General features: G+C 41.9%; 19 protein-coding genes. 6 read left to right on the top strand and 13 right to left on the bottom strand.

The features are described 5' to 3' along the window. Positions 1-405: 405 nt before the first annotated feature. Positions 406-1722 carry a S28 family serine protease gene (locus BLS65_RS06415; protein ID WP_092437107.1) on the bottom strand — a complete coding sequence of 439 codons (1317 nt, stop codon included), beginning with the start codon at positions 1720-1722 and terminating at the stop codon, positions 406-408. A 218-nt stretch (positions 1723-1940) separates the two neighbouring features. Between BLS65_RS06415 and BLS65_RS06410 the strand changes: the two genes are divergently transcribed. Then, positions 1941-2417, top strand: coding sequence for a CYTH domain-containing protein (locus BLS65_RS06410; protein WP_092437105.1), 477 nt, complete (start codon positions 1941-1943; stop codon positions 2415-2417). 39 nt (positions 2418-2456) lie between these two features. Here the strand turns inward: BLS65_RS06410 and BLS65_RS06405 are convergent, their stop codons facing one another. The 4 genes from BLS65_RS06405 to BLS65_RS06390 all read right to left on the bottom strand — a co-directional run bounded on the left by BLS65_RS06405 (position 2457) and on the right by BLS65_RS06390 (position 5754). Beyond that, a complete protein-coding gene (locus BLS65_RS06405; RefSeq protein WP_092437103.1) occupies positions 2457-3275 on the bottom strand; it encodes a hypothetical protein in 819 nt (272 codons plus the stop codon). A 188-nt stretch (positions 3276-3463) separates the two neighbouring features. Further along, the gene (locus BLS65_RS06400) at positions 3464-4111 is read right to left on the bottom strand and encodes an HAD family hydrolase (RefSeq protein ID WP_092437101.1); all 648 of its coding nucleotides are present in this window, start codon (positions 4109-4111) and stop codon (positions 3464-3466) included. A gap of 139 nt (positions 4112-4250) precedes the next feature. Then, positions 4251-4859 (bottom strand): TetR/AcrR family transcriptional regulator, encoded by a 609-nt coding sequence (locus tag BLS65_RS06395; protein ID WP_092437099.1) that lies wholly within the window; start codon positions 4857-4859, stop codon positions 4251-4253. Positions 4860-5061: 202 nt separating this feature from the next. After that, positions 5062-5754: a uracil-DNA glycosylase family protein gene (locus BLS65_RS06390; RefSeq protein ID WP_092437096.1), complete on the bottom strand. Its 693-nt coding sequence runs from the start codon at positions 5752-5754 to the stop codon at positions 5062-5064. Positions 5755-6057: 303 nt separating this feature from the next. Between BLS65_RS06390 and BLS65_RS06385 the strand changes: the two genes are divergently transcribed. Beyond that, the gene (locus BLS65_RS06385) at positions 6058-8223 is read left to right on the top strand and encodes a tetratricopeptide repeat protein (protein ID WP_170830016.1); all 2166 of its coding nucleotides are present in this window, start codon (positions 6058-6060) and stop codon (positions 8221-8223) included. Positions 8224-8288: 65 nt separating this feature from the next. On the opposite strand, the gene BLS65_RS06380 is transcribed toward BLS65_RS06385, so the two are convergent. The 4 genes from BLS65_RS06380 to BLS65_RS06365 form a co-directional block, all read right to left on the bottom strand. Continuing rightward, positions 8289-10361, bottom strand: a complete 2073-nt coding sequence (locus BLS65_RS06380) for a M3 family metallopeptidase (RefSeq protein WP_092437124.1) — start codon at positions 10359-10361, stop codon at positions 8289-8291. Between the two features lie 267 nt (positions 10362-10628). Continuing rightward, positions 10629-10904, bottom strand: coding sequence for an SDR family NAD(P)-dependent oxidoreductase (locus BLS65_RS06375; RefSeq protein WP_092437091.1), 276 nt, complete (start codon positions 10902-10904; stop codon positions 10629-10631). Positions 10905-10985: 81 nt separating this feature from the next. Next, on the bottom strand, positions 10986-12185 hold the full coding sequence (locus tag BLS65_RS06370) for a pyridoxal phosphate-dependent aminotransferase (RefSeq protein ID WP_092437089.1): 1200 nt from the start codon (positions 12183-12185) through the stop codon (positions 10986-10988). A 34-nt stretch (positions 12186-12219) separates the two neighbouring features. Further along, positions 12220-12627 carry a DUF1573 domain-containing protein gene (locus tag BLS65_RS06365; RefSeq protein ID WP_092437087.1) on the bottom strand — a complete coding sequence of 136 codons (408 nt, stop codon included), beginning with the start codon at positions 12625-12627 and terminating at the stop codon, positions 12220-12222. Between the two features lie 327 nt (positions 12628-12954). Between BLS65_RS06365 and BLS65_RS06360 the strand changes: the two genes are divergently transcribed. From BLS65_RS06360 to BLS65_RS06345, 4 genes are all read left to right on the top strand, one after another. Next, positions 12955-13692, top strand: a complete 738-nt coding sequence (locus tag BLS65_RS06360; RefSeq protein WP_092437084.1) for a hemerythrin domain-containing protein — start codon at positions 12955-12957, stop codon at positions 13690-13692. Then, the gene (locus BLS65_RS06355) at positions 13689-14285 is read left to right on the top strand and encodes a response regulator transcription factor (RefSeq protein WP_092437082.1); all 597 of its coding nucleotides are present in this window, start codon (positions 13689-13691) and stop codon (positions 14283-14285) included. Before BLS65_RS06360 ends, BLS65_RS06355 begins: the two co-directional genes overlap by 4 nt. Positions 14286-14405: 120 nt before the next feature. Beyond that, a complete protein-coding gene (locus tag BLS65_RS06350; protein ID WP_125869790.1) occupies positions 14406-15470 on the top strand; it encodes a hypothetical protein in 1065 nt (354 codons plus the stop codon). Between the two features lie 11 nt (positions 15471-15481). Continuing rightward, complete coding sequence (locus BLS65_RS06345) at positions 15482-17461, top strand: caspase family protein (protein WP_092437078.1); 1980 nt, start codon at positions 15482-15484, stop codon at positions 17459-17461. Between the two features lie 171 nt (positions 17462-17632). On the opposite strand, the gene pyrF is transcribed toward BLS65_RS06345, so the two are convergent. From pyrF to porE, 4 genes are all read right to left on the bottom strand, one after another. After that, a complete protein-coding gene (gene pyrF / locus BLS65_RS06340) occupies positions 17633-18466 on the bottom strand; it encodes an orotidine-5'-phosphate decarboxylase (protein ID WP_092437075.1) in 834 nt (277 codons plus the stop codon). 15 nt (positions 18467-18481) lie between these two features. Next, a complete protein-coding gene (prfA, locus tag BLS65_RS06335; protein WP_092437072.1) occupies positions 18482-19567 on the bottom strand; it encodes a peptide chain release factor 1 in 1086 nt (361 codons plus the stop codon). A gap of 53 nt (positions 19568-19620) precedes the next feature. Then, positions 19621-20793, bottom strand: coding sequence for an AIR synthase related protein (locus BLS65_RS06330; protein WP_092437070.1), 1173 nt, complete (start codon positions 20791-20793; stop codon positions 19621-19623). A 69-nt stretch (positions 20794-20862) separates the two neighbouring features. Then, entirely contained in the window at positions 20863-22872 is a 2010-nt protein-coding gene (gene porE / locus BLS65_RS06325) for a PorE family type IX secretion system protein (RefSeq protein ID WP_092437067.1), read from the bottom strand. Positions 22873-23002: the final 130 nt, after the last annotated feature.

Genomic DNA, 23002 nt, shown 5'->3' with positions numbered 1-23002 from the left:
TAAGGATGTTTGATAGTAAGCAAAATGAAATGTTACACAGAGGCACGGAGAACACGGAGATAGCATAATGTTTTTTCTTTTTAGGCCTGAAGGGCCGTAATATAATAGCCGGGGGCGAACCGCGAAGCGGGAAAGCCCTCGGTTAACGAATAAAAATCCACGTAGCGGCGCGCACCACCGGCATCAAATGAGCTGAATCTATTTGCGCCGCATTCACAGAAGAGTTTTGGATGTGCATATTCCATGATTAAGGATGTTTGATAGTAAGCAAAATGAAATGTTACACAGAGGCACGGAGAATACGGAGAAATTTCCGCGTAGCGGATAAAGCATTTACTTTTTTTAATTGCCTCATCGTCTCATTGGCATATTGTCTCATTGGCACATTATCCTGTGTCTCCGTGGTTATTTAGTATTTGTTTTTTTAAATGTCGATAGATCTACATCCATCCATTTTCCCAATACCGTGTAGATGCTATCCTGCATTGGTTGTGGGAAACTTCTGATTCGGGTGCCATGGCTTCCGCCGGGGTTCACCATCTTTACGGCGTTGGTTTTTGTTCCGGGCTCAACGGCCGTTGAGCTCCAAGCATCGTTTTGGCCATAGATGTATAGCATGTAGTTTCCGGAATCTTTTACCCAGCGGTCGATGTCGCGCATCGATTCGGGACGGAAAACGGGTGCATATCCTTTAGGCATGGTAAATCCAAAGGTGATATTTGCGGTATCCTTTAAGTATTGATTAAATGGCTTAATGTCGTAGCCATACATTCCCATTTCGGTCATGGCTTGGTAAAAGAATGGGCGCGATGTTTCCACCTCTCCATCCTCAAAGAAGGTAAATGGGTTAACATCTGCGAAGTGTTTAAAGAGAATTTTGGCCGATGATCCTTTGGCCGGAATGCTATCCACTGGCGTACCCCATTGCCAAAAGGCAAAGGAATATTCGAGCACGCTTAGGTCATACGCTCTTTCGATTCCCATGGAAAATTTCCATCCTTTGGTCTCGGCTAACTTCTTAAATAGGGGTAGAATTGTTGCCTTGTTCTTAAAAAGTTCGAGCTGGTATTGGTAAATCTTTGCTCGTGTTTCGGCTGTTCCAACTTTTTGCAGAAAGGAGTAAACCCGTGGTTCCTCATTCGATTGGTTTAACGGTGCAACGTATGGTACGCTTACGTCTACATCGTTTGGATAAAACCTTCGGTGGAAGATAGTGGTTTGCCCGCTCTTGCTTATGCCGGTAGACGCCCATTTTTTATGGTAGTATTGCTTAAAGGCTTGTATTATCTGGTGCTCATCGGCTGCCGCCTGGCGAATGGTGAGCTTCGACCAGGGGATTGAATCTTTTGGTCGGCTTTGGTCGAAGAATCGGTGCTCAATGGTTAGCTGGTTCGAGCCAAGAATACGCGATAACTCATTGGGGCGGGAGGTATACATGGCATACCCATCAATTACCACCACCATTGGCTTATTGAAATCGCGGTGCGAATAGTAACCCTTGAGCGGGAATGTGGGGCTGTTGGGATCGTTATGATCAATAGGCATCTTAAACCACACCACGTAGGTTGAGGCGAACATAGTGCTATCGTTTTTGATCCGAGAAAAGCTATCCACAAACGAAATTTGGGAGAGTATCTCCTCGGGTGTTTGGGGAATGGGCTTGGCCGAAATTAGAATTACGAATAGGCCAAGCAGTAGGAATGGTGCGATTATCTTCTTCATTTGCGTTTAGTTTACTATTTCAAGGTCTTAAATGTATGGTTTTAAAAGTGTATTTTTAGTGAGAACGATCATCTATTCGAATGATATCATGTTGCCAACTAGTAGCATAAAAAAGAGGCCACTGGTTTTAGTTGCCTCTTTCTGATATTGGTTATAAATACTTACATTTGGTATGTATTATAAGCCGTTATGTTGAATGAAATAAGTGATTGCTCGCGATGGGAATAGAAATCGAACGGAAGTTTTTAGTGATAAAGGAAAAGTGGAATCAGGCTGACAAGGGTCCGGGAAAGTTGCTTCGGCAGGGCTACATCCTCTCCGATCCTGAAAAGACTATCCGAGTAAGGCTTACCGACACCGATGGTTATCTTACCATTAAGGGGATTAGTCGAGGAGCTACAAGGCAGGAGTATGAGTACTTAATTCCACAGGAAGAGGCGGAAGAACTATTAAACAACTTTTCGGCAAATGAAGTGTCAAAAGTGCGCTACAAAGTTGAGGTCTATGGTAAAACTTGGGAGGTGGACGAATTCCTTGGTGCTAATGAAGGATTGATAATTGCTGAAATTGAGCTAGACAGTGAACTCGAATCTTTTGTATCGCCAACCTGGGTCGAGAAGGAGGTAACGAGTGATATTCGCTATTACAACTCTAATATTGCACAAACCCCTTACAATTGTTGGGTAGAAAAATAAAAGTCCCCCTTAGGAGGACTTTTTTTATTCGGAAGGCAATTAGTAGTACTCGTAGGTTCTTTCGGCTACGGCCAATGGTTTTTCATCCTCGAAGAATACGGCTCTAATCCAGTTGAGATTCTCATCGTATTCATACTTTATCATAACCTTTTTCAGTGCCTGTCCATTTGGGGCAATGCGTTCCTGCTTTTTGGAGAAGCCTTTTTTGTTATAAGCAATGGAAAATTTAACGACTAGGGAATCTGCTCCTGTGTAAGATTCTATTTCGGTAACTTGTTCGTCGCTGTTCCAGGTATATCGGTTGTTTTTCGTAAGTTTCCCCTGAGTATCGTACCAAATTGCCCTAATGAATTCATTGTTTTTTGCATACACCCAGTCGGTTCGGTATAGCAACTCTTTAGAAGTGCCGCTATAAAAATTGGTCTCCACAATGTTCCCTTTTTTGTCCGTCTTAATGGCAACCGTTGTTGTAACTGAATCGTGCTCTTGCCAGGTGGCGATGGTTGGGATACCCTCATCGAGCGTTATTAACCAACTTCCGCTTGTGATTCCTTGAGTATTTAAGAGGTCACATTTGAGTATCTGCCCCTGTTCGTCGAAAAGGGCATCGAAGTCGTCGGTCCATCCTATGTTTTTTTTCTCAGATGCGGCAATCAGTTCGCCTTTGATGATCTGTCCATTTTCGTAAACAGCCCAGTAGTTTTGTTCCTTTACCACTTTCACTTTTCCATTTAGTTTTTCGGGCATAAAGTAGTAGGGGGTCCACCAGCCTAAAATTGTTTTTTCGGTCGGTTCATGCTTCTTGCATCCAGTAAAAAGCATTGCAGTGCAAAGCAGCAGTAGCATAATTTTTTTCATGGTGTATGCAATTAGGGTTAATGTTGTGGGGATAAAATATTTTCCCCATTCAGTAAATTTACAACAATAACAATAGAAAGTCAATTTTTTGGATGGATATTCATCCTCTAGTGTTTATGCTTTTGATAGTTGGGTGGGTCATTCTTGGATATTCGATAAGGATTAGCGAAGGATTCTTTGCTAATCCTTTAGAAAAGGGAAAGGTCAACTTGGTCGAAGTGGGAGATTGTTTCAACGCTCGAATCGGTAATAATGGATGCAGGTCCTACACAGTAAATCTTACCTGCGCGTGCATTTATAGCTGCCTTAAGACCTGCCAACGAGTCTTCTGCTACTATGCACAAATCGGGAGGAAGGTTAATCTGTTTTGCTGCTTCAATAAATAGATCGGGGAAGGGTTTACTACGGTATTCTCCATTGTCGCATATTATGGTGTTGGACCGAAACCATTTATGCAGGCCAAATTGCTCAATATAGAAATGCACATTAACCGCAGGAGAAGCCGTTGCTATGGCACATCTCACACCCATGGTTACTAGATTGTTCAGCAGATTTATAGCTCCAGGGGCAAGGGTCATCCCGTGCTGCAGGCAAAGTTCTCTGTATATGAGTTCCTTTTCATCGGCATACATGGCGATGTTTTCCTGTGTTAGTTGGTTCTGGGAAATTGCAGGCAGTATATCCTTATTCATTTTCCCATGAATTACATGGGCCATCTCTTCATGGGTGAGTGAGTAACCATGCCTTTCCAGAAATAATCCCCATGCTTTATCGTGCAGAGGAGTATCCCAAAAGAGAGTGCCATTAAAATCAAAAATAAAACCTTTGTATGGCATTGAATAAAACTATTGCTTAAGATTAACGCCTTTTTGACGGTAACCAGAATCAGACAAAAATAGCAACAACCCAACTCCGATGATTTATCCGGATTGTGTTGTTGCTATGTGTAATTGTCGCTTTGCAGTAACCGCAGCGCTAAGCTTTAAAAATCAGGTTTAAAATAATATTTTTTCTCTCCTTAAGAAACGCCTTATACTCTCGTTGTTTAAGACTAAACATGTTTGCAATGATTGGTTTTGCAATGAGCGGGTAAGAGCAAAGAGAGAGAAGGTTCACAATAAATTGGCTTGTGGAAATCTCATCAATAGTACCATTTGCAATTTCCTTCTTCAGTTCAGGCACAAACTTCTCTTTCATGAGGTTCTCGAGTTCTGGGGAGAGTATCCTAAACTTAGGATTCTCATTGCGGTTAATCTCGGTAACAATAAATACATCCACGTAAGGATATTTCATTGTGGCCTCGGTGAACATCTCAATAAATGACGATACCTTTTCTTTAAAGGGTGCGTCCGATGATACTACATCGGTAAGGCGCGAGGCAAAGTTGTTGAGTGCATCTTGTAGCACCAACTCGAAAAGTTGCTCCCTAGTACGGAAGTAGTAATGGATGAGAGCTCTATTAACCCCGGCTTTAGTGGCAATCTCCTGGGTTGTGGCATGAAACTTTCCTTCTGCAAAGAATACCTCCTTAGCGGTTTCCTTGATAAGTTTTTCAGTCAGTTTGTCTTTGTGTCGCTTTACCATAGATTTGATAGTTTAGGGTGTGTTCGTTACAAATATATTGACACCAAAGTTTAACACAAGCAGACTGCGCTGTTTTTTTTATTTTTTTTGACAAAAGGATGCTTTTCTGACTGAAACGGATTGTTTTTCTCATTGCAATATGAGAAAACAAATGGGTATTTCCCTCTGAGTTTCCCATTATACACCAATAACTCACTATGGTTTATTGGGATAATATCTTAAATCGATGCTCTTCAAACGATTTAATGTATTGATCCACATAGTCATTTCTGGTCTTCAGCTTATACTGCATAATAAACCGAGGATGCGAAAGTGGTATAATTTCCCGGAAGAAACCCTTTGTTTCATTCAGTTTATTCAGATACTGGTAGTTTTTCCCCTCTCCAAGACAGTAACAAACATCGGTTCGAAGGCCCAAGGAGATTAGACTTTTCATATGCTCCTCGATATAAGGGTCTAGTGCATTCTGTAAGGCACGGTTATCGTAGTAATTAATATTCTTCCCATCGAGGGTAAACCCAAGCGGACATACCGAATTGAAATAGAACTGCTCATAAAACTTTTCGGGCCCACCAAAGGCGGCAATCATTTCGTAGATAAATACGGAGGAGAGTTCTGGCCTAGGAGTAAATGCGTTTGGAATGCTGCAATCTTCGGCCAACCGGATTGGGTCCGTAAATGGGATGCCGGTGATACCAGCGCCATATCTACCTGGGTTGATTCCTAGGATAAGCACTCTTTCGTTGTTGTCGCTGAAGTATTTCGTGTAAAACTGAATGATCAACTGTTGTACCTCTTTCTGCTCTGCCGGGTTCAGCGTTTTGAATCCAAGAGGTAATCCCGATGGTCGTACTAGGGTTAGGTTCTGTTCGACAATTTTTGCGGCAAATGTCATACGGTTAGGTTTTTGGGGTAAGGCTGACTTTTCTTTATATTTAGTTTTGAAATATATATATTTTTGTGATGGATGCAAATATTTCGCATATATGATCAACCAATCTAATGGCTACGATGGATTTTAAAATCTTTAATTTATACGGAGATATTACACTGGGGTTAGTATTACACCTATAAACATTTATGCTATTGCATTTTCGAAGACACAAAAACTATTTGGTCTATGCTATTTACAGTTCGATCTTGCTGTCATTACCCATTATTTTTTTGTATAATTGATCCTCAAAATATTGTGCGATTAATGGTTCGATTGAGTGTCCTGATTTTATTTTCGCTTCAAATCCTTTTATTCGGAGGGTTAACTTGTCGTGCGGCTGAAAGTGTTGATACCGTTAAACTACGTGCGGCCCTTAAGAGAACTGATCACCTTATTTCAACAGGGGCTTACGATTTAGCCTTTCAACTGGCGGATAGTTTGTATGCGGTGGCAAAGAAGGCGGGTTTGGCAAACACCCAAGGGTTAGCCTTGAATCGGATGGGAGTTGTTTTGCGATGTAAAGGCGATTTAAGTCATTCACTTATCATCCTGAACCAAAGCCTTGGCATTGCGGATTCACTTCATAACCAAGATCTCATCTCAAATAATTATAACAACATTGGGGCAGTCAACCGAATGTTAGGAAATTATCCGTTGGCGCTCCGCTGTTACCTCAAATCGCTAAAGATTAAGGATGAATTACATGACCTAGATGGGATGGCCGCTGTACTCAATAATATTGGGATAGTTTATCTCTATCAAGAAGATTACGATAAGGCGTTGGATTACTACGGTCGATCTCAGGTTATCTCCCAAAAGATTAAGGATATTCCCGGACAAGCCATTTCCTACATTAATATTGGCGAGGCATACCAAAAGAAAGGGAATAATTCCGATGCGATTGTTTTCTACATGAAGGGGCTCGAGTTGAGCGAGCAAATTGGTGACCGCGATAATCAAGCCGTTATTTCAAATGAACTTGGGAATATCTATAAAAGCAAAGGCGACTGCAGTTATGCGTATGAATTTTATGCAAAGTCGTTGCTTGTATTCGAACAGTTAAAAGACAATTACCGCATTGCCCAAGTACTGACTAATTTGGGCAGTTGTTGTATTGAACTGAATCGTAAAGAAGAGGGCCATCGCCTGCTTTTAAGAGCGTTGTCTCTTTCAAAAGCCATTGGTTCATGGGAGTTAATACGCGATGTATCTGCTGAGCTTAGTCAATACTATCAGAAGAACGGCAACTATAAGCAAGCCCTGACATACCATCAAGGTTACACTGCCGCTCGTGATAGCTCATTTTCGAAGGAAAAAACGGAGCAACTAATTCGTGCTCAAATGCGATTTGATTTCGAAAAGGAACAGCATAATATCGAGGTGGAACAAGAGAAGCGTTCTGTTATTGCTGGAGAAAAGAGTCGATGGCAACTGGCTATCAGAGTAATGCTTTCTATAATTGTTGTTGTGCTATTGGCATTATTGGCTGTTCTATACCGAAACTACCGAAATAAGCAACTTCTATTTGTGAAACTAGAGGAGCATCAGAATGAGATTCTCGAAAAGAACGAAGAATTGATGCAGCAGCAAGAGGAGATATTGGCTCAGCGCGATGAAATTGAGCATGCAAATGAGGTTTTAAAAGAGCGTCAACGCCAGATTGAACAGCAAAATGAGCGAATTATGAGTAGTCTCGAATATGCTAAAACTATTCAAGAAGCTATTCTACCTGAAGACCATGTGTTCTCAGCCATTTTCAGGGATTATTTTATTCTATATCAGCCCAAAGATGTGGTTTCTGGCGACTTTTATTGGACCTACAAAACGAATGAATGCACACTGTTTGCTTTAGCAGACTGTACTGGACATGGTGTGGCAGGGGGATTCATGTCGATGATTGGCAATACGCTTCTAAATCAAATTGTAGTAGAAAGTGAAATTACAGACCCAGCTCTGGTGCTGGAGAAATTGAATATAATGGTGCGGGAAGCGCTTAAACAGGATGCGGATTCTCCACATTCTCATTCGGGTATGGATATTGCTATTGTTCTATACGATAAACTTGAAGGAACACTCACTTTTTCTGGGGCCAAACGTCCACTTTATATGTTTAAGGGGAATGAATTTATAAAGATAGCCGGCGATTCTCGATCCATTGGCGGTTACCAGCTGGAGGCGACTCGGAAATTTACGCTAAATAAAATTACGTTAGACGAACCAACCGTGGTTTACCTCTTTTCAGATGGGTTTTCGGATCAGTTAAATGAGGATGATAGGAAGTTTGGAGTTGCCACATTAAAGAGTTTATTATCCGAAATATACCGGCTACCCATGGCGAAACAGAAGCAGCGATTGCTGATGGCTCACCAGGCACATAAGGGCGGGCGTGAACAAATAGACGACATTACCATGATTGGATTTGCAATCTAGTAGCCTAAATGCAAAAACGCCATCCTTACTAGGATGGCGTTTTGTAATTAGTATAATCAAACCATTTACTTCAATCCACGACGGATAAGCAATGGATCGATGTTTGGTTCTTTGCCTCTAAATGCTTTATAGAGGTCCATGGCTTCTTCGGTACCGCCTTTTTCGAGAACATTTTGAAGGAATGATGTTGCTGTTTTCTTGTCGAAAATGTTTCCAGTTTCCTTAAATGCATTGAAAGCATCGGCATCAAGCACTTCAGCCCAAATGTAGCTGTAGTATCCAGTAGCATATCCACCTCCAAAGATGTGGCCGAAGTAGGTACTCCGGTAGCGAGGCAGAATTTCAGGAATTAAGCCTAGCTTGTCCATGGTGGTTTTTTCAAACTTTTGAGCATCGAATCCGGCAAGCATAGTGTCGGCATAAAGACCTAAATCGAGGTATGAGGCGGCAAGATATTCCGTGGTGACAAACCCTTGGTTGAACGTTCCGCTCTTTTTCATTTTCTCGATCAATTCAGCAGGAATAACCTCACCAGTCTTGTAGTGCTTTGCATATACCTGAAGCATTTCTGGCTCTGATGCCCAGTTTTCAGAAATCTGCGATGGGAGTTCAACAAAGTCGCGAGCAACTGATGTCCCAGAAAGGCTACCGTAGGTTACCTTTGTTTGCATAGCATGTAGTGCGTGCCCAAATTCATGGAATAGTGTCGAAACCTCGTCGTAGTTTAGCAGGGCTGGTTGGTCTCCAACAGGTTTAGTAAAGTTAGTCACAATCGATACTACAGGTGCAATACGCTTTCCATCAACTATCTTTTCGTTGCGGAAGTTGGTACACCATGCACCACCACGCTTGCTTGGACGTGGGAAGTAATCCATGTAGAGGATGGCTAGAAGGTTGCCTGTTGAATCTTTTACCTCGAAGCTTACTGCCGATGGATCATACTTTGGAAGTGTTTTGTTTCCTTCAAAGGTTAGTCCATAAAGCTTTTTTGCCATATAGAAAATTCCTTCTCTAACGTTCTCCAGCTTAAAGTAGGGACGAAGCATCTCCTCGTCGAGGGCGTATTTCTCTTTCCTTACCTTTTCCGAATAATACCACCAATCCCAAGATGCTAGTTTAAACTTACCACCCTCTTTAGCAATCATTTGTTGCATATCTGCAACCTCTTCGTTTGCCTTTTTTATGGCAGGGGTCCAAATTTGGTTCAAAAGGTTATAAACGTTTTCTGGCGTTTTAGCCATAGTATTATCCAACATAAAGTGGGCGAAGGATGAAAACCCTAAGAGTTGTGCTTTCTCTAAGGTTAGGGGAAGGATTTTTGCAATTACGGGGTTGTTGTTATAATCGTTTTTATTGTTGGCTCTATTGGCATATGCCATATAGATTTTTTCTCTCAACTCGCGTTTCTGCGAATAGGTAATAAAAGGAATAAGGCTGGGTTTTGAAAGTGTGAACACCCATTTTCCATCCATTTTATCCGCTTTGGCCTGTTCCGCTGCCGCCATAATAATAGATTCAGGAAGTCCAATTAGGTCATCCTTATTGTCAATTACAAGTTTGAACCCATCATTTTCTTTAAGTTGATTCTTGCTGAATTGAAGTTCGAGCAGTGCCAACTTTCCATTTACCTCACGGAAGCGTGCTTGCTTACTTGAGTCAAGATTTGCTCCACCTCTAACGAAATTTTTGTAGATTTTGTCCAGCAGCATTTTCTGCTCTTGATTGAGGGAGAGTTGCGCTTTTTGGTCGTTGATGACTTTTACTTTCTGAAAAAGTTCTGCATTGAGATAAATGTCGTCGTTATTCTTGGAGAGAAGTGGGGCAACTGAATCGGCAATAGCCTGAATGGTATCAGTGCTGTTGGATTCGGTGATATTTAAGAATACGCCACTTACTCTATCGAGCAGTCCACCACTATTCTCCATCGCAAGAATAGTATTTTCGAAGGTAGGTGCTTCGGTATTCTTAACAATACTTGCAATCTCAGCCTGCTGCTGTTTGATTCCTTCCTTAAAGGCTGGAAGATAATGCTCTGTCTTTATTTTATCGAATGCCGGAACTCCGAATGGAGTTTCATACTCGCTAAAGAATGGGTTTTCGGAGTCCCCGCCTCCCTTGTTGCAGGAGGTAAGTGCCATTCCTGCAAGTAAGGCCAAAATTAGATTTTTTTTCACGGTTTGTGTTTATTATGGTTTGTAAGTTGAATGTATGCAGCAAAAATAGCTGATTATTAACTGTCTTGGCGCAATTCTATTCGACAATCTAAGTCTGAATATGTTTAATCCGTAAGAAACTATTTTTGCAGCACCAATTTAGTGCAGAAAATTGATAAACAGTAGATTCCTCCTTTGGAAATGTTGAGCATTTATTGGATTAAGTAAAGGGATCCGATATCGATAATGTGATCACCCAAATATTCCTTTACTAGCTCCTCCGTCAACGGATATGGTTTGTCCAGTGATAAAACTGGAGATTGGTGAGAGTGGAAGGGTGGTTATGGTGGCCACTAGGGTTTCAACGTTGCCGTGGAATGATTCTTCTATGGATTTTTGAAGTTTGGCACGTCGGCCGATCACAATAACACGAGCACCTTCGTGTAATAAATTTTCGGCAACTGCACGGCCTAATCCGGAACAGGCACCAATTACAACAAAGAGTTGATCTTGTAAACCTAAGTCCATTGGTTTTTATTTCACCAACAACTCAATGCCACATTGGTTTAAAAAAAAGAGCCCCGGAAGGAGCTCTTTCAATTTTTAATTCTAGATGGTTCTACCCGGATATTGCTTCAGCGCAACATCGAGGCATTCCATAGCCCCCTTAAGGTCCTCAATTTTGAGAACGTAAGCGATGCGAACCTCATTTTTCCCTAAGCCACATGTTGCATAAAAACCTGTTGCAGGAGCAAGCATTACGGTGTGGCCATTGTATTGGAAATCATCAAGTAACCATTGCGAAAACTTATCGGAATCGTCGATGGGAAGTTTTACAACAGTATAAAATGCACCCTTTGGACGAGGGCAGTATACGCCTTCCATCTTATTAAGGGCTTCTACCATGAAATTTCTTCGGGCAATATACTCATTGTAAACTCCTACAAAATAGTCGGCAGGGGTTTCCAGAGCAGCTTCAGCGGCAATTTGTCCATACGATGGTGGGCATAACCTTGCTTGAGCAAATTTCATGGCTGCATCTATCACCTCTTTATTTCGGGTAATAAGAGCGCCAATTCTAACGCCACACATGGAGTATCGTTTCGAAACAGAATCCATCAGGATAACATTCTGGTCAAGACCAGGTAGGTTCATGGCGGAGAAATGTTCGTTGCCATCGTAGCAGAACTCACGGTATACCTCATCGGAGAAAAGATAGAGGTCATACTTTTTTATGAGCATTGCCAGTTGTTCCAACTCCGATTTGGTGTAGAGGTAACCCGTTGGATTGTTGGGGTTGCAAATAACAATACCCTTAGTTTTTGGGGTAATGAGCTTTTCGAACTCCGAAATTGCTGGAAGAGCAAAGTCATTCGAAATGCTTGAGGTTATTGGTTTAACCACAATACCTGCTTGGGTGGCAAACCCATTGTAATTGGCATAAAATGGTTCTGGAATGATAACCTCATCACCAGGATCGAGGCAAGTCATAAGAGCAATGGTGATTGCCTCCGAACCGCCTGTTGTTATAAGCATTTGCGTATGGTCAATCTCAACGCCGATGCTTTTATAGTATTTGGCAAGCCCCTTGCGGTAAGATTCATTCCCGGCAGAGTGGCTGTATTCAATAACTTTATCTGTGCAATTGCGAACAGCATCCAACGCAATTTGTGGTGTAGGAATATCTGGTTGACCAATGTTGAGGTGGTAAACTTTCACTCCTCTTTTTTTCGCCGCTTCGGCAAAAGGAACTAATTTACGTATTGGAGAGGAGGGCATTGCCTTCCCCTTTTCAGAAATTTTGGGCATGACGATGTTGTTAATGGTAAGATTCTCGTAAGGATTATTTGGACTTCACCTCGCCTTTGATGTGTAGCACAACGGGAGATGTTTTTCCATTGGAAAACACGGTTATCGACTTGCTGAATGGTCCAACAATATTAGTATTATAGCCTACTTCAATTTCTGCTTTTCCACTTGGTTTAATGGGTTCTTTGGGCCAGATAGGTGTTGTGCATCCGCAAGAGGATACAACATTGGTTAGGATAAGCGGTGTCTTCCCTGTATTGGTAAATGTAAATTTGTAGGTTCCGTTACCACCTTGCTCAATGGTTTGGTAGTCATGTTCCGTGTTAGCGAAACTAATTTCAGGAGTTGCGGCGTTCACTTTGGATGTGTCAGCAACTTGAGCATTAACCGATACTGTGCCCAGAAGGCAAACCAAGGCTGTGATTATTAAGTTCTTTTTCATTGTAGTGTAAATTTCTAAGATTTAGATACTAGGCAAATGTAACTCCATTCGGCTAAATATTTTATGCTAAACAATATATTTAACACGGCTTTTAACAGAATTTGTTTTTCTTCAAAAAACATATCACTAGTTTTTTGGGTATCTAATTTTTGTCGTTGTATTTGATATCAGTCAATTGTAGACTCTATTCTGGAGAAAGGTTTAATCTATATTGAGTTAATCCATTATTATAATCACATAGGCGTGGCCGATGCTTTTCTTTTTCCAGCCCTGAGGTGGCGAACATATTTTTGAGGTCTCTGTTTCTGAAATGTAAAACGATTAACTATGATTATTACTCATTCCACTAAAATGGCTGAGGTTATTCATGACCACATTCAGCTGCTTCCCATAATTCATCGATTTGGAATCAGGCTTGGGTTTGGTGAGAAAACGGTGGCCCAAGTCTGCGATAGCTATAGCGTTGATGTTGACTTTTTTCTGGAGACGACCAATCTTTTCTGCGATGAATTGTATACTCCTTCAAAAAAGGCTTCAAAGTATGGGGTGGAAGTTGTAGTCAACTATCTACTGAAGTCCCATGCATACTTCTATGAGGAGAAGTTTATTTCCATTCGGGAGAAGATCCAACTATTGGCGCAATATCATGGTGGTGAGGCTCATGTTGGGCTTATTGATAAGTTTTTTAGCAACTATGTGGCTGAATTTATGGAACATATTCGGTTTGAGGATAGTGTTGTTTTTCCTTATTCCATTATGATTTCCGATTGTTTTGTGTCGGGTGTGATCACGCCCGATTTAAAAAACAGGATGGAAAATTACTCCATGTCGGTGTTCAACCAGCAGCATGAAGATATTGAGGAAAAACTCTCTGATTTGCGCAATATTCTTATAAAGTATTTACCGCCAATCGATAATGGCAAGGTGGTAACGGCCATTCTACTGGAACTCTCAAGTATGGAGAAGGAACTCGAGGACCATACCGTAATTGAAGAGAGGATTCTTGTCCCCAAAGTTTTGGCCATGGAAATTGCCCTTAAAAGGCCGGGAGGGTATGCTGTATGAAACGGGTAACCTTTGTGGTTGCCGATCCCTCATACCTGATTAGGCGTGGGCTTGTTAGCACTATTGAAGAAATTGGAAATACATCCGTGTTAAGGGAGGTGGACGATTGCGAACGAATCGTAAAGGCTGTGGTGGATCTTCGTCCCGATTATCTCATTTTTAATCCGAGTCTTTTGCCTACTGGTGCCGTTAGCTTACGATGTCTATTTGGCCAAAGTTGCGAAACACGATTTGTTGCCCTCTTGAGCGGTAATCACGACTTTGAATACGCGAGCCAGGTGTCTTGTATTGTTCATCTACATGACGGTAAAAGTTCTATAATACAAATTGTTAAGGGTATGATCGGAATTCATTATAAAGAGATGGACGTAGAACTACCCATAGGCGAACTCACTCCAAAAGAGTTGATGATTGTTCGGGATGTTTCGCTGGGTTTGCCTAATAAGGAAATTGCCGATAAAAACTTCATTTCAATTCACACAGTAATCACTCATCGCAAAAACATCACCCGAAAGTTAGGAATAAAGTCGGCATCGGGCCTCACCGTTTATGCCATTCTAAACAAGTTGATCGATATTGAGGATGTCCCTTGAGCAACAATGCTCAACAACTCCATACGCAAAAACAAAAATCTCCTACGAAGTAACAACAACCCAAAACATTTCTACATTTTTCGCTTATCTTGGTGGGGCTTATTGGAAAAAAATGTGGGTATGATGTTCCCTGTTCGATATTTATATGCTCTTGTAATTAATATATTGATTGTTTGTGTGGTAGGTGCAAGTGCTGCCTATTCGCAGGAGGCGAAATTGCTGTATGAGATTATGCGGCAAAAAAACAATGAAGTTTTGTCGCCCCACTTTACACACATTAAACGCATAAGTTACTACCCCGATACGATACCCAGTTGGTTTTTCAATCCGCCTCTATCGAGCAGCGATGAATATTTTGCAGTGGGTGTAAGCGATCCAGATATGACTCGGGATTCAGCCATGGTGCAAGCCATAGAGCGTGCCAAGGGAATGATCGCACTTCAGTTTGATTCAAAAATCCAGTATTTTAGAGATATTTACAATATAGAGCGCGTTTCGGGAAAGTATACCCTTCAAGGGCAGAAATATGATACGTACTATAAGATTAGCTCAAATATTCCTTTTTATGTGCCTTCACTGGCGGTTCTAGATTCGCACTTTACCCGTTACAATGAGCAAATTGTTCTTGTAAAATATTCACTGCCAAATAAAACAGAAGTTCAAGATGCAGTTGAAGCAAAAGCGTCTATTGTTAGATTGGAATTCAACTTGAATAACGTATTTGAGTTGCAGGAAGAGTACGATGTTTACTTTTTTGCCGATTATAACGACCCTGCTAAAAATGTACAAACTAGCTATAATTATCGCCTTCGCGATTGGCACTATAACTTTACTTCTACTACACAATCAAAGGTGCATACTTACCCGAGTTACTCTTACAAGTACTATGGACCTAATGAGTATGATTCAACCATAATCTTTACTTCCTACCCGGGTTTATGGGCAGGCCTTACTCGTGGTTGGATGCGCGAAATGACAACTCATGCTGAGGCTGGACGGAAGTTCGTTCGCAGCATTGGGGATTCTTACAGCCCTAAATCCGAGAATATCGTTAGGGAAACCTCTCGAATCCGTGGGAGTTTTGGGTTTCAGGGGGCAAGGCTTCGGGATGATAAAATTCAAGTGAATTTGCTGTTTCTTGATGCCTTTGAAAAATTTGGTGATATATACATTAATAATAAATAAAGACCAGAATCATGAAAAACTTTGTCCGAAATCTGGCACTGCTAATGATTTCCTTATTGGCTCTTGAGGGTGTAACGGCTCAAGAAATTAAAGTTGTTAAAGTTAAGCAACTGGGGAACAAGATTAACCTCGAATATGATATTTTAGGTGAAAAACTTGGTCAACAATTTGAAGTTGCAGGTTACTACTCTTTCGATGGGAAGGCATTTTTACCCATGAAAACCGTTTCAGGCGACTATGGTAAAGGTTTAGCTGGAGGTGTAGAGCGCTTGATGGTTTGGGATGCCGAAAAAGACGCAGGTTTTGTCAAAGGTAGTCTTACCGTAAAGTTGACAGCTACAAGTCAATCTATGGTGCCTAATTCCGATGATTTTCTAAAGTTTGTTTTTAAACTTGAGAGTTTGCATCGGCTACCCGACAACAAAATGCAGCTCGACATGACCATTGAGAATACAGGCGGTAAACGCGACCTCAAGATGTTCAATGGACTTGTTACCATCACGGATTTCAAGAATCGTAAGATTGATGCTCAAACGGGTGAGCTTGGAACAGTTAAGGGTCCAGAACGCTATTCTACCCCAACATTGACATTTAATGCAGGCGATAAGGTAAAGGCTAGTTTCGTATTTGAACGCGTGCCGGAATATCTCGATCGCGCAAAGGCCCTTGATCTTGGTTTTGAAATACTTACTTACGACAGTTACTCGCTCGACTACAAGAAGGGGAAGTTTCAGTTTAGGGATCTACCTGTTACGGATAAACCACAAACCATGCAAGGAAATGCTGTGGTAAAAACCGTTAATTCTGTTGTTGGTCCATTGGCTGTTGCATTTGAGAAACCAGCACCAGTTCCTGTGGCGATAAATCCACCGGAGATTATTGTCAATGAACCTACCGGTATAACATTAGTCGGTGGAAATGGCACGACTAGAGGTGGCTACCTGGCGCAGCCTTCAATGCAGATGAAGGATAAACGAATGCGGTCCATTGAACCAGATAAGGGCATTGTAGTTCTTTCCAAGACCATTATGGTAAAGGGTGTTGCCAAATCGGTTACCGGAATTTTTGAGGTAAAAGTTGGTAATGCCGACGCAATCCTTGCCGAGGGTGGTACATTTGAGGCCAACGTAAAGTTGGTTCCGGGAAAGAATGAGATCGTAATCCGTGCTACCGACGTAAATGGATCTACCTCTGAACGTAAGTTCATCGTTATACGAAAGGATGCTCAAGCATCTCGAGAGGAAACAAATGAGACAGAAGAACTCGATCTTGTATTTGACAAGCAGGTAGAAAGGAATTTTGCTCTTATTATTGGCGTTAACGAATACCCCGATTCGGTAATTAATAATCTTGATGAGCCTGTAAATGACGCTGCAACCTTGGCGAAACTTTTAGTTGGAAAATACACCTTTGATGCAAACAATGTATATTTCTTAAAAAATGCAACGCGCGAGAATATAATCGATGCATTTGATATGCTCACCAAAAAGGTTACTAAAAAGGATAACATAGTGATTTTTTATGCCGGTCATGGTTACTGGAATCCAGAAACAGAATTGGGTTACTGGTTACCGTCCGATTCCAAATCGTCGAGTTCCGCAAACTGGCTCGCCAATAGCACTCTGCGTGATTATATTGGTGCTATAAAATCGCGGCACACGCTACTTATAGCTGATGCATGCTTTAGCGGTGGAATATTTAAAACCAGAAAAGCGTTTAGTGATGCGCCAAACAGCATAAATAAACTCTATGAACTACCTAGCCGCAAGGCAATGACTAGTGGAACCCTAACCGAAGTGCCAGACAAGAGCATCTTCATGGAAACGCTAGTTAAACGGTTGGATTCGAATACTCAAAAGTATATTAGTACTGAAGAACTTTTTGCAAGTATTAAACCTGCCGTTATAAACAATACCGAAACGGTGCCTCAGTTTGGTGATATTAAGGATACTGGAGATGAGGGTGGCGACTTTGTGTTCGTATTGAAATAGGTTTTCCCTTGCCGGTATGGCGAGATAAAAGAAGCAATAAACAAACTAACCATCAAGGCTTTGGCTTTGGTGGTTTTTTGTTAATGCAATTCGATGTTGAAGGAGATGGATGAGAAGTAAAAAGGCAAGGAGTTGCACCTTGCCTTTTTAGTAAATATTTTTAGCAAACGATTATAGCAGGTTTGATGTTTTTAAAAAACCGGCCATTTGCATCTGCAACTCTTTGGCCTTCTGGCCTGCAACCTCTGCAAATTTCTGAGTTCTATCGGCATAGATAATTGCGCGGGAAGAGTTGACTAACAATCCACACTGGGAGTTCATTCCATATTGAACCACCTCCTGAAGACTTCCTCCTTGCTCGCCTACACCAGGAATCAGTAGAAAGTGGTGAGGAACTAACTTTCTTACATCGGCAAGCATATTGGCTTTTGTTGCCCCAACCACGTACATCAAGTTATTTTCGCTACCCCAGTGCATGGAGGCGTCAATTACCTTTTCAAAAAGACGTTGTGATCCATCGCCAACAGGTAGCATTTGCAATTCAGCAGCCGAATCGTTTGATGTAAGTGCTAGGAGTATAACCCATTTTCCCTCGTTTCCAATAAAGGGGGTTACTGTATCCTGTCCCATGTAGGGTGAAAGAGTTACGGCATCAAACTGAAAGTGTTTGAAGAAAACCTTTGCATACATCTTTGAGGTGTTACCAATATCCCCGCGCTTTGCATCGGCAATTAGAAATATGTCGGGATAGTTCTCTTTGATGTATTTCACAATTCGCTGAAGGCTTATCCAACCTTGAGAGCCCAAGACCTCATAGAATGCTAAGTTGGGTTTAAATGCGACCGCATATGGGACTGTTGCATCCACAATGCGCTTATTAAACTCAAAAATAGGATCTTCCTTTGCAAGCAGAAACTCAGGGATTTTATTCAAATCGCTGTCGAGTCCGACACAAAGAAAACTCTGCTTCTTTTTTATATTTTCGAAAAGTTCCCGTGAGGTCATAGGCTAGGCAATTATCTAGATTTCGCTCTCCTTTAATCTTTCGGTATTCTCTGCCATTTGAAGCTTTTCTATCAGTTCCTGAATGTCTCCATCGATCACTGAAGCAAGGTTATACATGGTAAAGTTAATTCGGTGATCGGTAACTCTTCCTTGAGGATAGTTGTAGGTTCTGATTTTGGCAGATCGGTCGCCTGTCGATACCAACGTTTTACGCTTATGCGCAATGGCATCCATATATTTTTGGTATTCAAGATTGTAGATACGGGTCCGCAATTCAGCAAAGGCCTTATCGAAGTTCTTAATCTGTGACTTCTGATCTTGGCACTGAACCACAATTCCTGATGGGATGTGCGTTAATCGAATAGCCGAATAGGTTGTATTTACAGACTGACCACCGGGACCGGAAGAACAGAAGGTATCCTTGCGCACATCGCTCATGTTGATTTCCACATCGAACTCCTCTGCCTCGGGCAATACTGCCACAGTTGCCGCTGATGTGTGCACCCGTCCTTGCGTTTCGGTTTGAGGTACTCGTTGAACACGGTGAACCCCCGATTCGTATTTTAGAATGCCATATACGCCATTGCCTGTTACCTTGAGGATAACATCTTTATAGCCTCCAGATGAACCGGGCGAAAAATCGTTTATTTCGTATTTCCATCCCTTTGCGTCGATATACTTGGTGTACATGCGGAAAAGATCGCCAGCAAAGATCGCCGCTTCGTCGCCTCCTGTACCACCCCGAATCTCGAGAATGGCATTCTTGCTATCTTCGGGATCGGACGGAATCAATAGCATTTTGATCTCTTCCTCAAGGCTATCGCGTTGAATAGATAAGGATTCTAGTTCACCCTTAGCTAGTTCACGCATTTCCTCGTCCTTCTCGGTTGCAAGCAGCTCTTTTGAAAAATTAATATTGCTAATTACATCTTTGTAAGTATCATAGGCCTCAACGAGAGGCTTCAATTCCCTATATTCCTTATTCAAGGCCACATACCTCTTCTGATCAGACGTAATCTCTGGGTTGGTTAATTGCTGGCCAATCTCTTCAAACTTGAGGTTTAATCCCTGAAGTTTGCTCAAAATAGAATTCTCACTCATCTAAATTCCCTACTTAAAATTGGATGCAAATTTAGCAATTTTTTCGACGACAATTAGCGGTATTGGAATGTTCCCAAATCACTTTTCACCGTTACCATTTTTCCTTTATGGGATTCAACCCTGCCAATGATTTGCGCGTCAACTCCAAACTCTCGGGAAATTGCAACAATGTCATCGGCAAACTCAGGATATACATAAACTTCGAACCGATGACCCATATTAAACACCTTATACATCTCTTTCCAATCGGTTTGGGAGTAGTGCTGTATTAGGTTAAATAGGGGTGGCACTGGAAACATATTATCCTTAATAATGTGGAGGTTATCTACAAAGTTCAAGACCTTTGTTTGCGCACCACCGGAGCAGTGTATAAGGCCGTGCACCACGGGCCAGTAGTTGTTTAGAATTTCTCTAATAATGGGTGCGTAGGTTCTGGTGGGAGAGAGGACCAGTTTGCCCACAGTCATTCCAACGCTATCCACCATTTCGGTAAGGTTGAACTTGCCTGAGTAGGCCACATCACTGGGGATTCCGGTATCGAAACTCTCTGGATATTTCTCTCCAACGAGTTTGTTGAAAACATCGTGCCGAGCAGACGTTAGCCCATTTGAGCCCATTCCTCCATTGTACTCTTTTTCATAGGTAGCTTGCCCATAACTGCAGAGACCTACAATTATATCTCCATCTTGAATACTTGCATTGGTGATCACGCGAGAGCGCTTCATCCGGGCTGTTACGGTGGAATCGACAATAATTGTCCTTACCAAATCGCCAACGTCGGCAGTTTCGCCACCCGTTAGGTGAATGTCGATACCCAAGTCGCGCATTTGCTGAATAAATTCCTCGGTGCCTTCAATTATGGCTGTAATTACTTCGCCCGGAATCAACCGCTTGTTACGGCCAATCGTAGAGGAGAGTAAAATGTTATTGTAGGCTCCAATGCAGAGTAGATCATCTGTATTCATTACAATGGCGTCCTGAGCAATCCCTTTCCATACGGACATGTCGCCAGTTTCACGCCAGTAGGCGTAGGCTAGTGCCGATTTTGTTCCGGCCCCATCGGCATGCATTATATTGCAGTAATCGGGATCTCCTCCGAGGATATCGGGAACTACCTTACAAAAGGCTTTTGGGTATAGCCCTTTGTCGAGATTCTTTATTGCATTATGGACATCCTCTTTCGATGCCGATACTCCTCTTCTCTCGTATCTTGACTGTTTTTCCATTGCTAGCGGTATCTTTTCTGAAGCAAATAAAAAAAGCGTCTCTGTTGCCAGAGCGCTTTTTTTGCTTTTCTATTTAATATCTGCAGGTTTGTAGGTCGTTGAGAGTACCCTGAACTCGGTTCGACGGTTTAATTGATGGCAAACCTCTCGCTGTTCCTCAATTCCCAAACCAGTTATGAAAACTTCGTTTAAAATACTGCCCTCTTTTAAGTAAGGGTATGACTGTTCAATTCGTGCATCAATAACCTTAGGATTGGAGGCGGCATACCCCTTTGCCTTAAGCCTATCCGTTGCAATACCCTTTTCAATGAGATAATCGACTACACTCTGCGCCCTTTTTTGAGATAATTCATAGTTGAAGGCATCGGTTCCCCGACTATCGGTATGCGATCCCAATTCAATCGTAATATTGGGGTTATCGTTTAGTGTTTCCACTAGTTTGTCGAGCGAAACCATTGATTCTGGTCGAAGTTCCCATCGGCCATAATCGTAGAAAATATTAGGTAACTCAATTGGTTTCGCGGTTGATGCCATATAGAGAGTTGCAGTAAAATCCTTACTAGCTGTGATTCCTCGAGTGGTCTCCTTTCCCTTTCCATTAAGATAACCAACACGTTGCGAAACCATCACGAAATCGGTGCTGGGCGACAGTACAAACTTAAATACACCGTCCTTACCAGTTTCGATACTGAGATTTGTTCCATCGGAGCCAATCAACTTAACGGTAGATTGGGCGAGTGGTTTATCTGTTTTGTCGTCCTTAACAATACCTGTAATATTGAAAAGAATGGGTGGAAGGTAGAATTGGTATATATCATCGCCACCTCGGCCACTCTTGCGGCGTGAAGTAACATAACCCATCTCTTTTTCTTTCTGAAATACTACACCAAAGTCGTCGGCGGAAGAGTTTACAGGGTAGCGCATGTTTGCGGACTCCCAACTACCGTCTTTCTTTTGTGTTGCTTTATAAATATCTAACCCGCCCATACCTAACTTCCCATCGGAGGAATAATAGATGGAGCCATCGGGGTGTGCATAGGGGAACATTTCTCGTCCGGGAGTATTTATTGCTGCTCCAAGATTGATTGGTTCGCCCCAACTATCGCTTATGCTATTTCGGGTTATTTTCCAAATGTCAGTCTGACCAAACCCACCGGGCATATCCGAGACAAAAAGAAGTGTTAGTCCATCGTCCGAAATGGAAGGGTGGGCAACTACGATACTATCGCCCGAAATGGGAATCCTTTCTGGTTTAATCCACGTGCCTTCTTGGTTTTGTGCGAATAGAATTTCGCATCCCAGTTTATCACGCTTATTTACTCTGCAGCGAGTAAAGAACATTGTTTTGTAATCGGATGAGAGTGAGCATGAACCTTCTTCGAATTCGGTATTGACTTCACCTTGAATGGGTTTTGGGGTGCTCCAAGTGTTTTTCCTGTCGCGCTCAGTAACAAAGATGTCGGTAAATGATTCGCCGGTGGCCGAGTGAGTTTTGTTTCCAACAGTGCCAGGTCGGGATGAGGTAAAATAGAGAATTCCGTAGTCTTCGGAGCCAAAGGCTGGAGAAAAATCGTTGAATTTTGAATTGGTGAAATCCACCGATTCAACAATATACCCCGATGGATTGGCAGTCCATTGTCGGGCAAGTTCACAACTCTTTATTCTGTCGTTTACAATAGGATCGGCCGGAACCAACTTTTTATACTCTTCGAATTGAGCAAGGGCTTTGTCGTAATTTTCTTGGATCATAAGCACATCGCCAAATTTCAGGTAGACCACCGGATCGCCGTACTCTTTCTTGATTGCCTTTTCAAACCAAATTTCGGCTTGTCTATTGTTGCCAATGACTCTGTAAGCCTCACCAATACGAAAAAGAACAAAAGGTTTCTTGCTCGCATCTGCAAGGTCGTTGTAAATATTGCGATAGATATCAATGGCTTCGTAATAACCGCCAGCCTCAAATACCCTATTGGCTCTTTCGAGTTTGCTTTGCCCAAGGGTTGTTGCTGGCAATAAAAACAAACCAATGCACAAGGCGAATACGCCTTTTATCAGGAAGGGAAAGGTTTTCTTAACCATTGCGTTGCGTTTTCTTTCAATTACTTTTTTGCTGAAAACTAATAACCTGAAAGAGTTATTGTTTTGGCAGATAGAAAAGTCGAATTAATTTTTAACTCCCATTCATTAAGCCATAAAAGTAAACAAAATT

This window comes from Williamwhitmania taraxaci, from assembly GCF_900096565.1.
GTDB lineage: Bacteria > Bacteroidota > Bacteroidia > Bacteroidales > Williamwhitmaniaceae > Williamwhitmania > Williamwhitmania taraxaci.
This window is presented reverse-complemented; position numbering and strand designations above follow the sequence as displayed.

What these genes read in the sequence shown, in the direction of transcription:
- BLS65_RS06355 (WP_092437082.1), top strand. Translation starts at nt 13,689, where the DNA reads ATGAAACGGGTAACCTTTGTGGTTGCCGATCCCTCATACCTGATTAGG.
- BLS65_RS06395 (WP_092437099.1), bottom strand. Translation starts at nt 4,859, where the DNA reads ATGGTAAAGCGACACAAAGACAAACTGACTGAAAAACTTATCAAGGAA.
- BLS65_RS06370 (WP_092437089.1), bottom strand. Translation starts at nt 12,185, where the DNA reads ATGCCCAAAATTTCTGAAAAGGGGAAGGCAATGCCCTCCTCTCCAATA.
- BLS65_RS06385 (WP_170830016.1), top strand. Translation starts at nt 6,058, where the DNA reads ATGGTTCGATTGAGTGTCCTGATTTTATTTTCGCTTCAAATCCTTTTA.
- BLS65_RS06390 (WP_092437096.1), bottom strand. Translation starts at nt 5,754, where the DNA reads ATGACATTTGCCGCAAAAATTGTCGAACAGAACCTAACCCTAGTACGA.
- BLS65_RS06405 (WP_092437103.1), bottom strand. Translation starts at nt 3,275, where the DNA reads ATGAAAAAAATTATGCTACTGCTGCTTTGCACTGCAATGCTTTTTACT.
- BLS65_RS06375 (WP_092437091.1), bottom strand. Translation starts at nt 10,904, where the DNA reads ATGGACTTAGGTTTACAAGATCAACTCTTTGTTGTAATTGGTGCCTGT.
- BLS65_RS06350 (WP_125869790.1), top strand. Translation starts at nt 14,406, where the DNA reads ATGATGTTCCCTGTTCGATATTTATATGCTCTTGTAATTAATATATTG.
- BLS65_RS06345 (WP_092437078.1), top strand. Translation starts at nt 15,482, where the DNA reads ATGAAAAACTTTGTCCGAAATCTGGCACTGCTAATGATTTCCTTATTG.
- porE (WP_092437067.1), bottom strand. Translation starts at nt 22,872, where the DNA reads ATGGTTAAGAAAACCTTTCCCTTCCTGATAAAAGGCGTATTCGCCTTG.
- BLS65_RS06410 (WP_092437105.1), top strand. Translation starts at nt 1,941, where the DNA reads ATGGGAATAGAAATCGAACGGAAGTTTTTAGTGATAAAGGAAAAGTGG.
- BLS65_RS06400 (WP_092437101.1), bottom strand. Translation starts at nt 4,111, where the DNA reads ATGCCATACAAAGGTTTTATTTTTGATTTTAATGGCACTCTCTTTTGG.
- BLS65_RS06380 (WP_092437124.1), bottom strand. Translation starts at nt 10,361, where the DNA reads ATGGCACTTACCTCCTGCAACAAGGGAGGCGGGGACTCCGAAAACCCA.
- BLS65_RS06330 (WP_092437070.1), bottom strand. Translation starts at nt 20,793, where the DNA reads ATGGAAAAACAGTCAAGATACGAGAGAAGAGGAGTATCGGCATCGAAA.
- BLS65_RS06360 (WP_092437084.1), top strand. Translation starts at nt 12,955, where the DNA reads ATGATTATTACTCATTCCACTAAAATGGCTGAGGTTATTCATGACCAC.
- BLS65_RS06415 (WP_092437107.1), bottom strand. Translation starts at nt 1,722, where the DNA reads ATGAAGAAGATAATCGCACCATTCCTACTGCTTGGCCTATTCGTAATT.
- BLS65_RS06365 (WP_092437087.1), bottom strand. Translation starts at nt 12,627, where the DNA reads ATGAAAAAGAACTTAATAATCACAGCCTTGGTTTGCCTTCTGGGCACA.
- prfA (WP_092437072.1), bottom strand. Translation starts at nt 19,567, where the DNA reads ATGAGTGAGAATTCTATTTTGAGCAAACTTCAGGGATTAAACCTCAAG.
- pyrF (WP_092437075.1), bottom strand. Translation starts at nt 18,466, where the DNA reads ATGACCTCACGGGAACTTTTCGAAAATATAAAAAAGAAGCAGAGTTTT.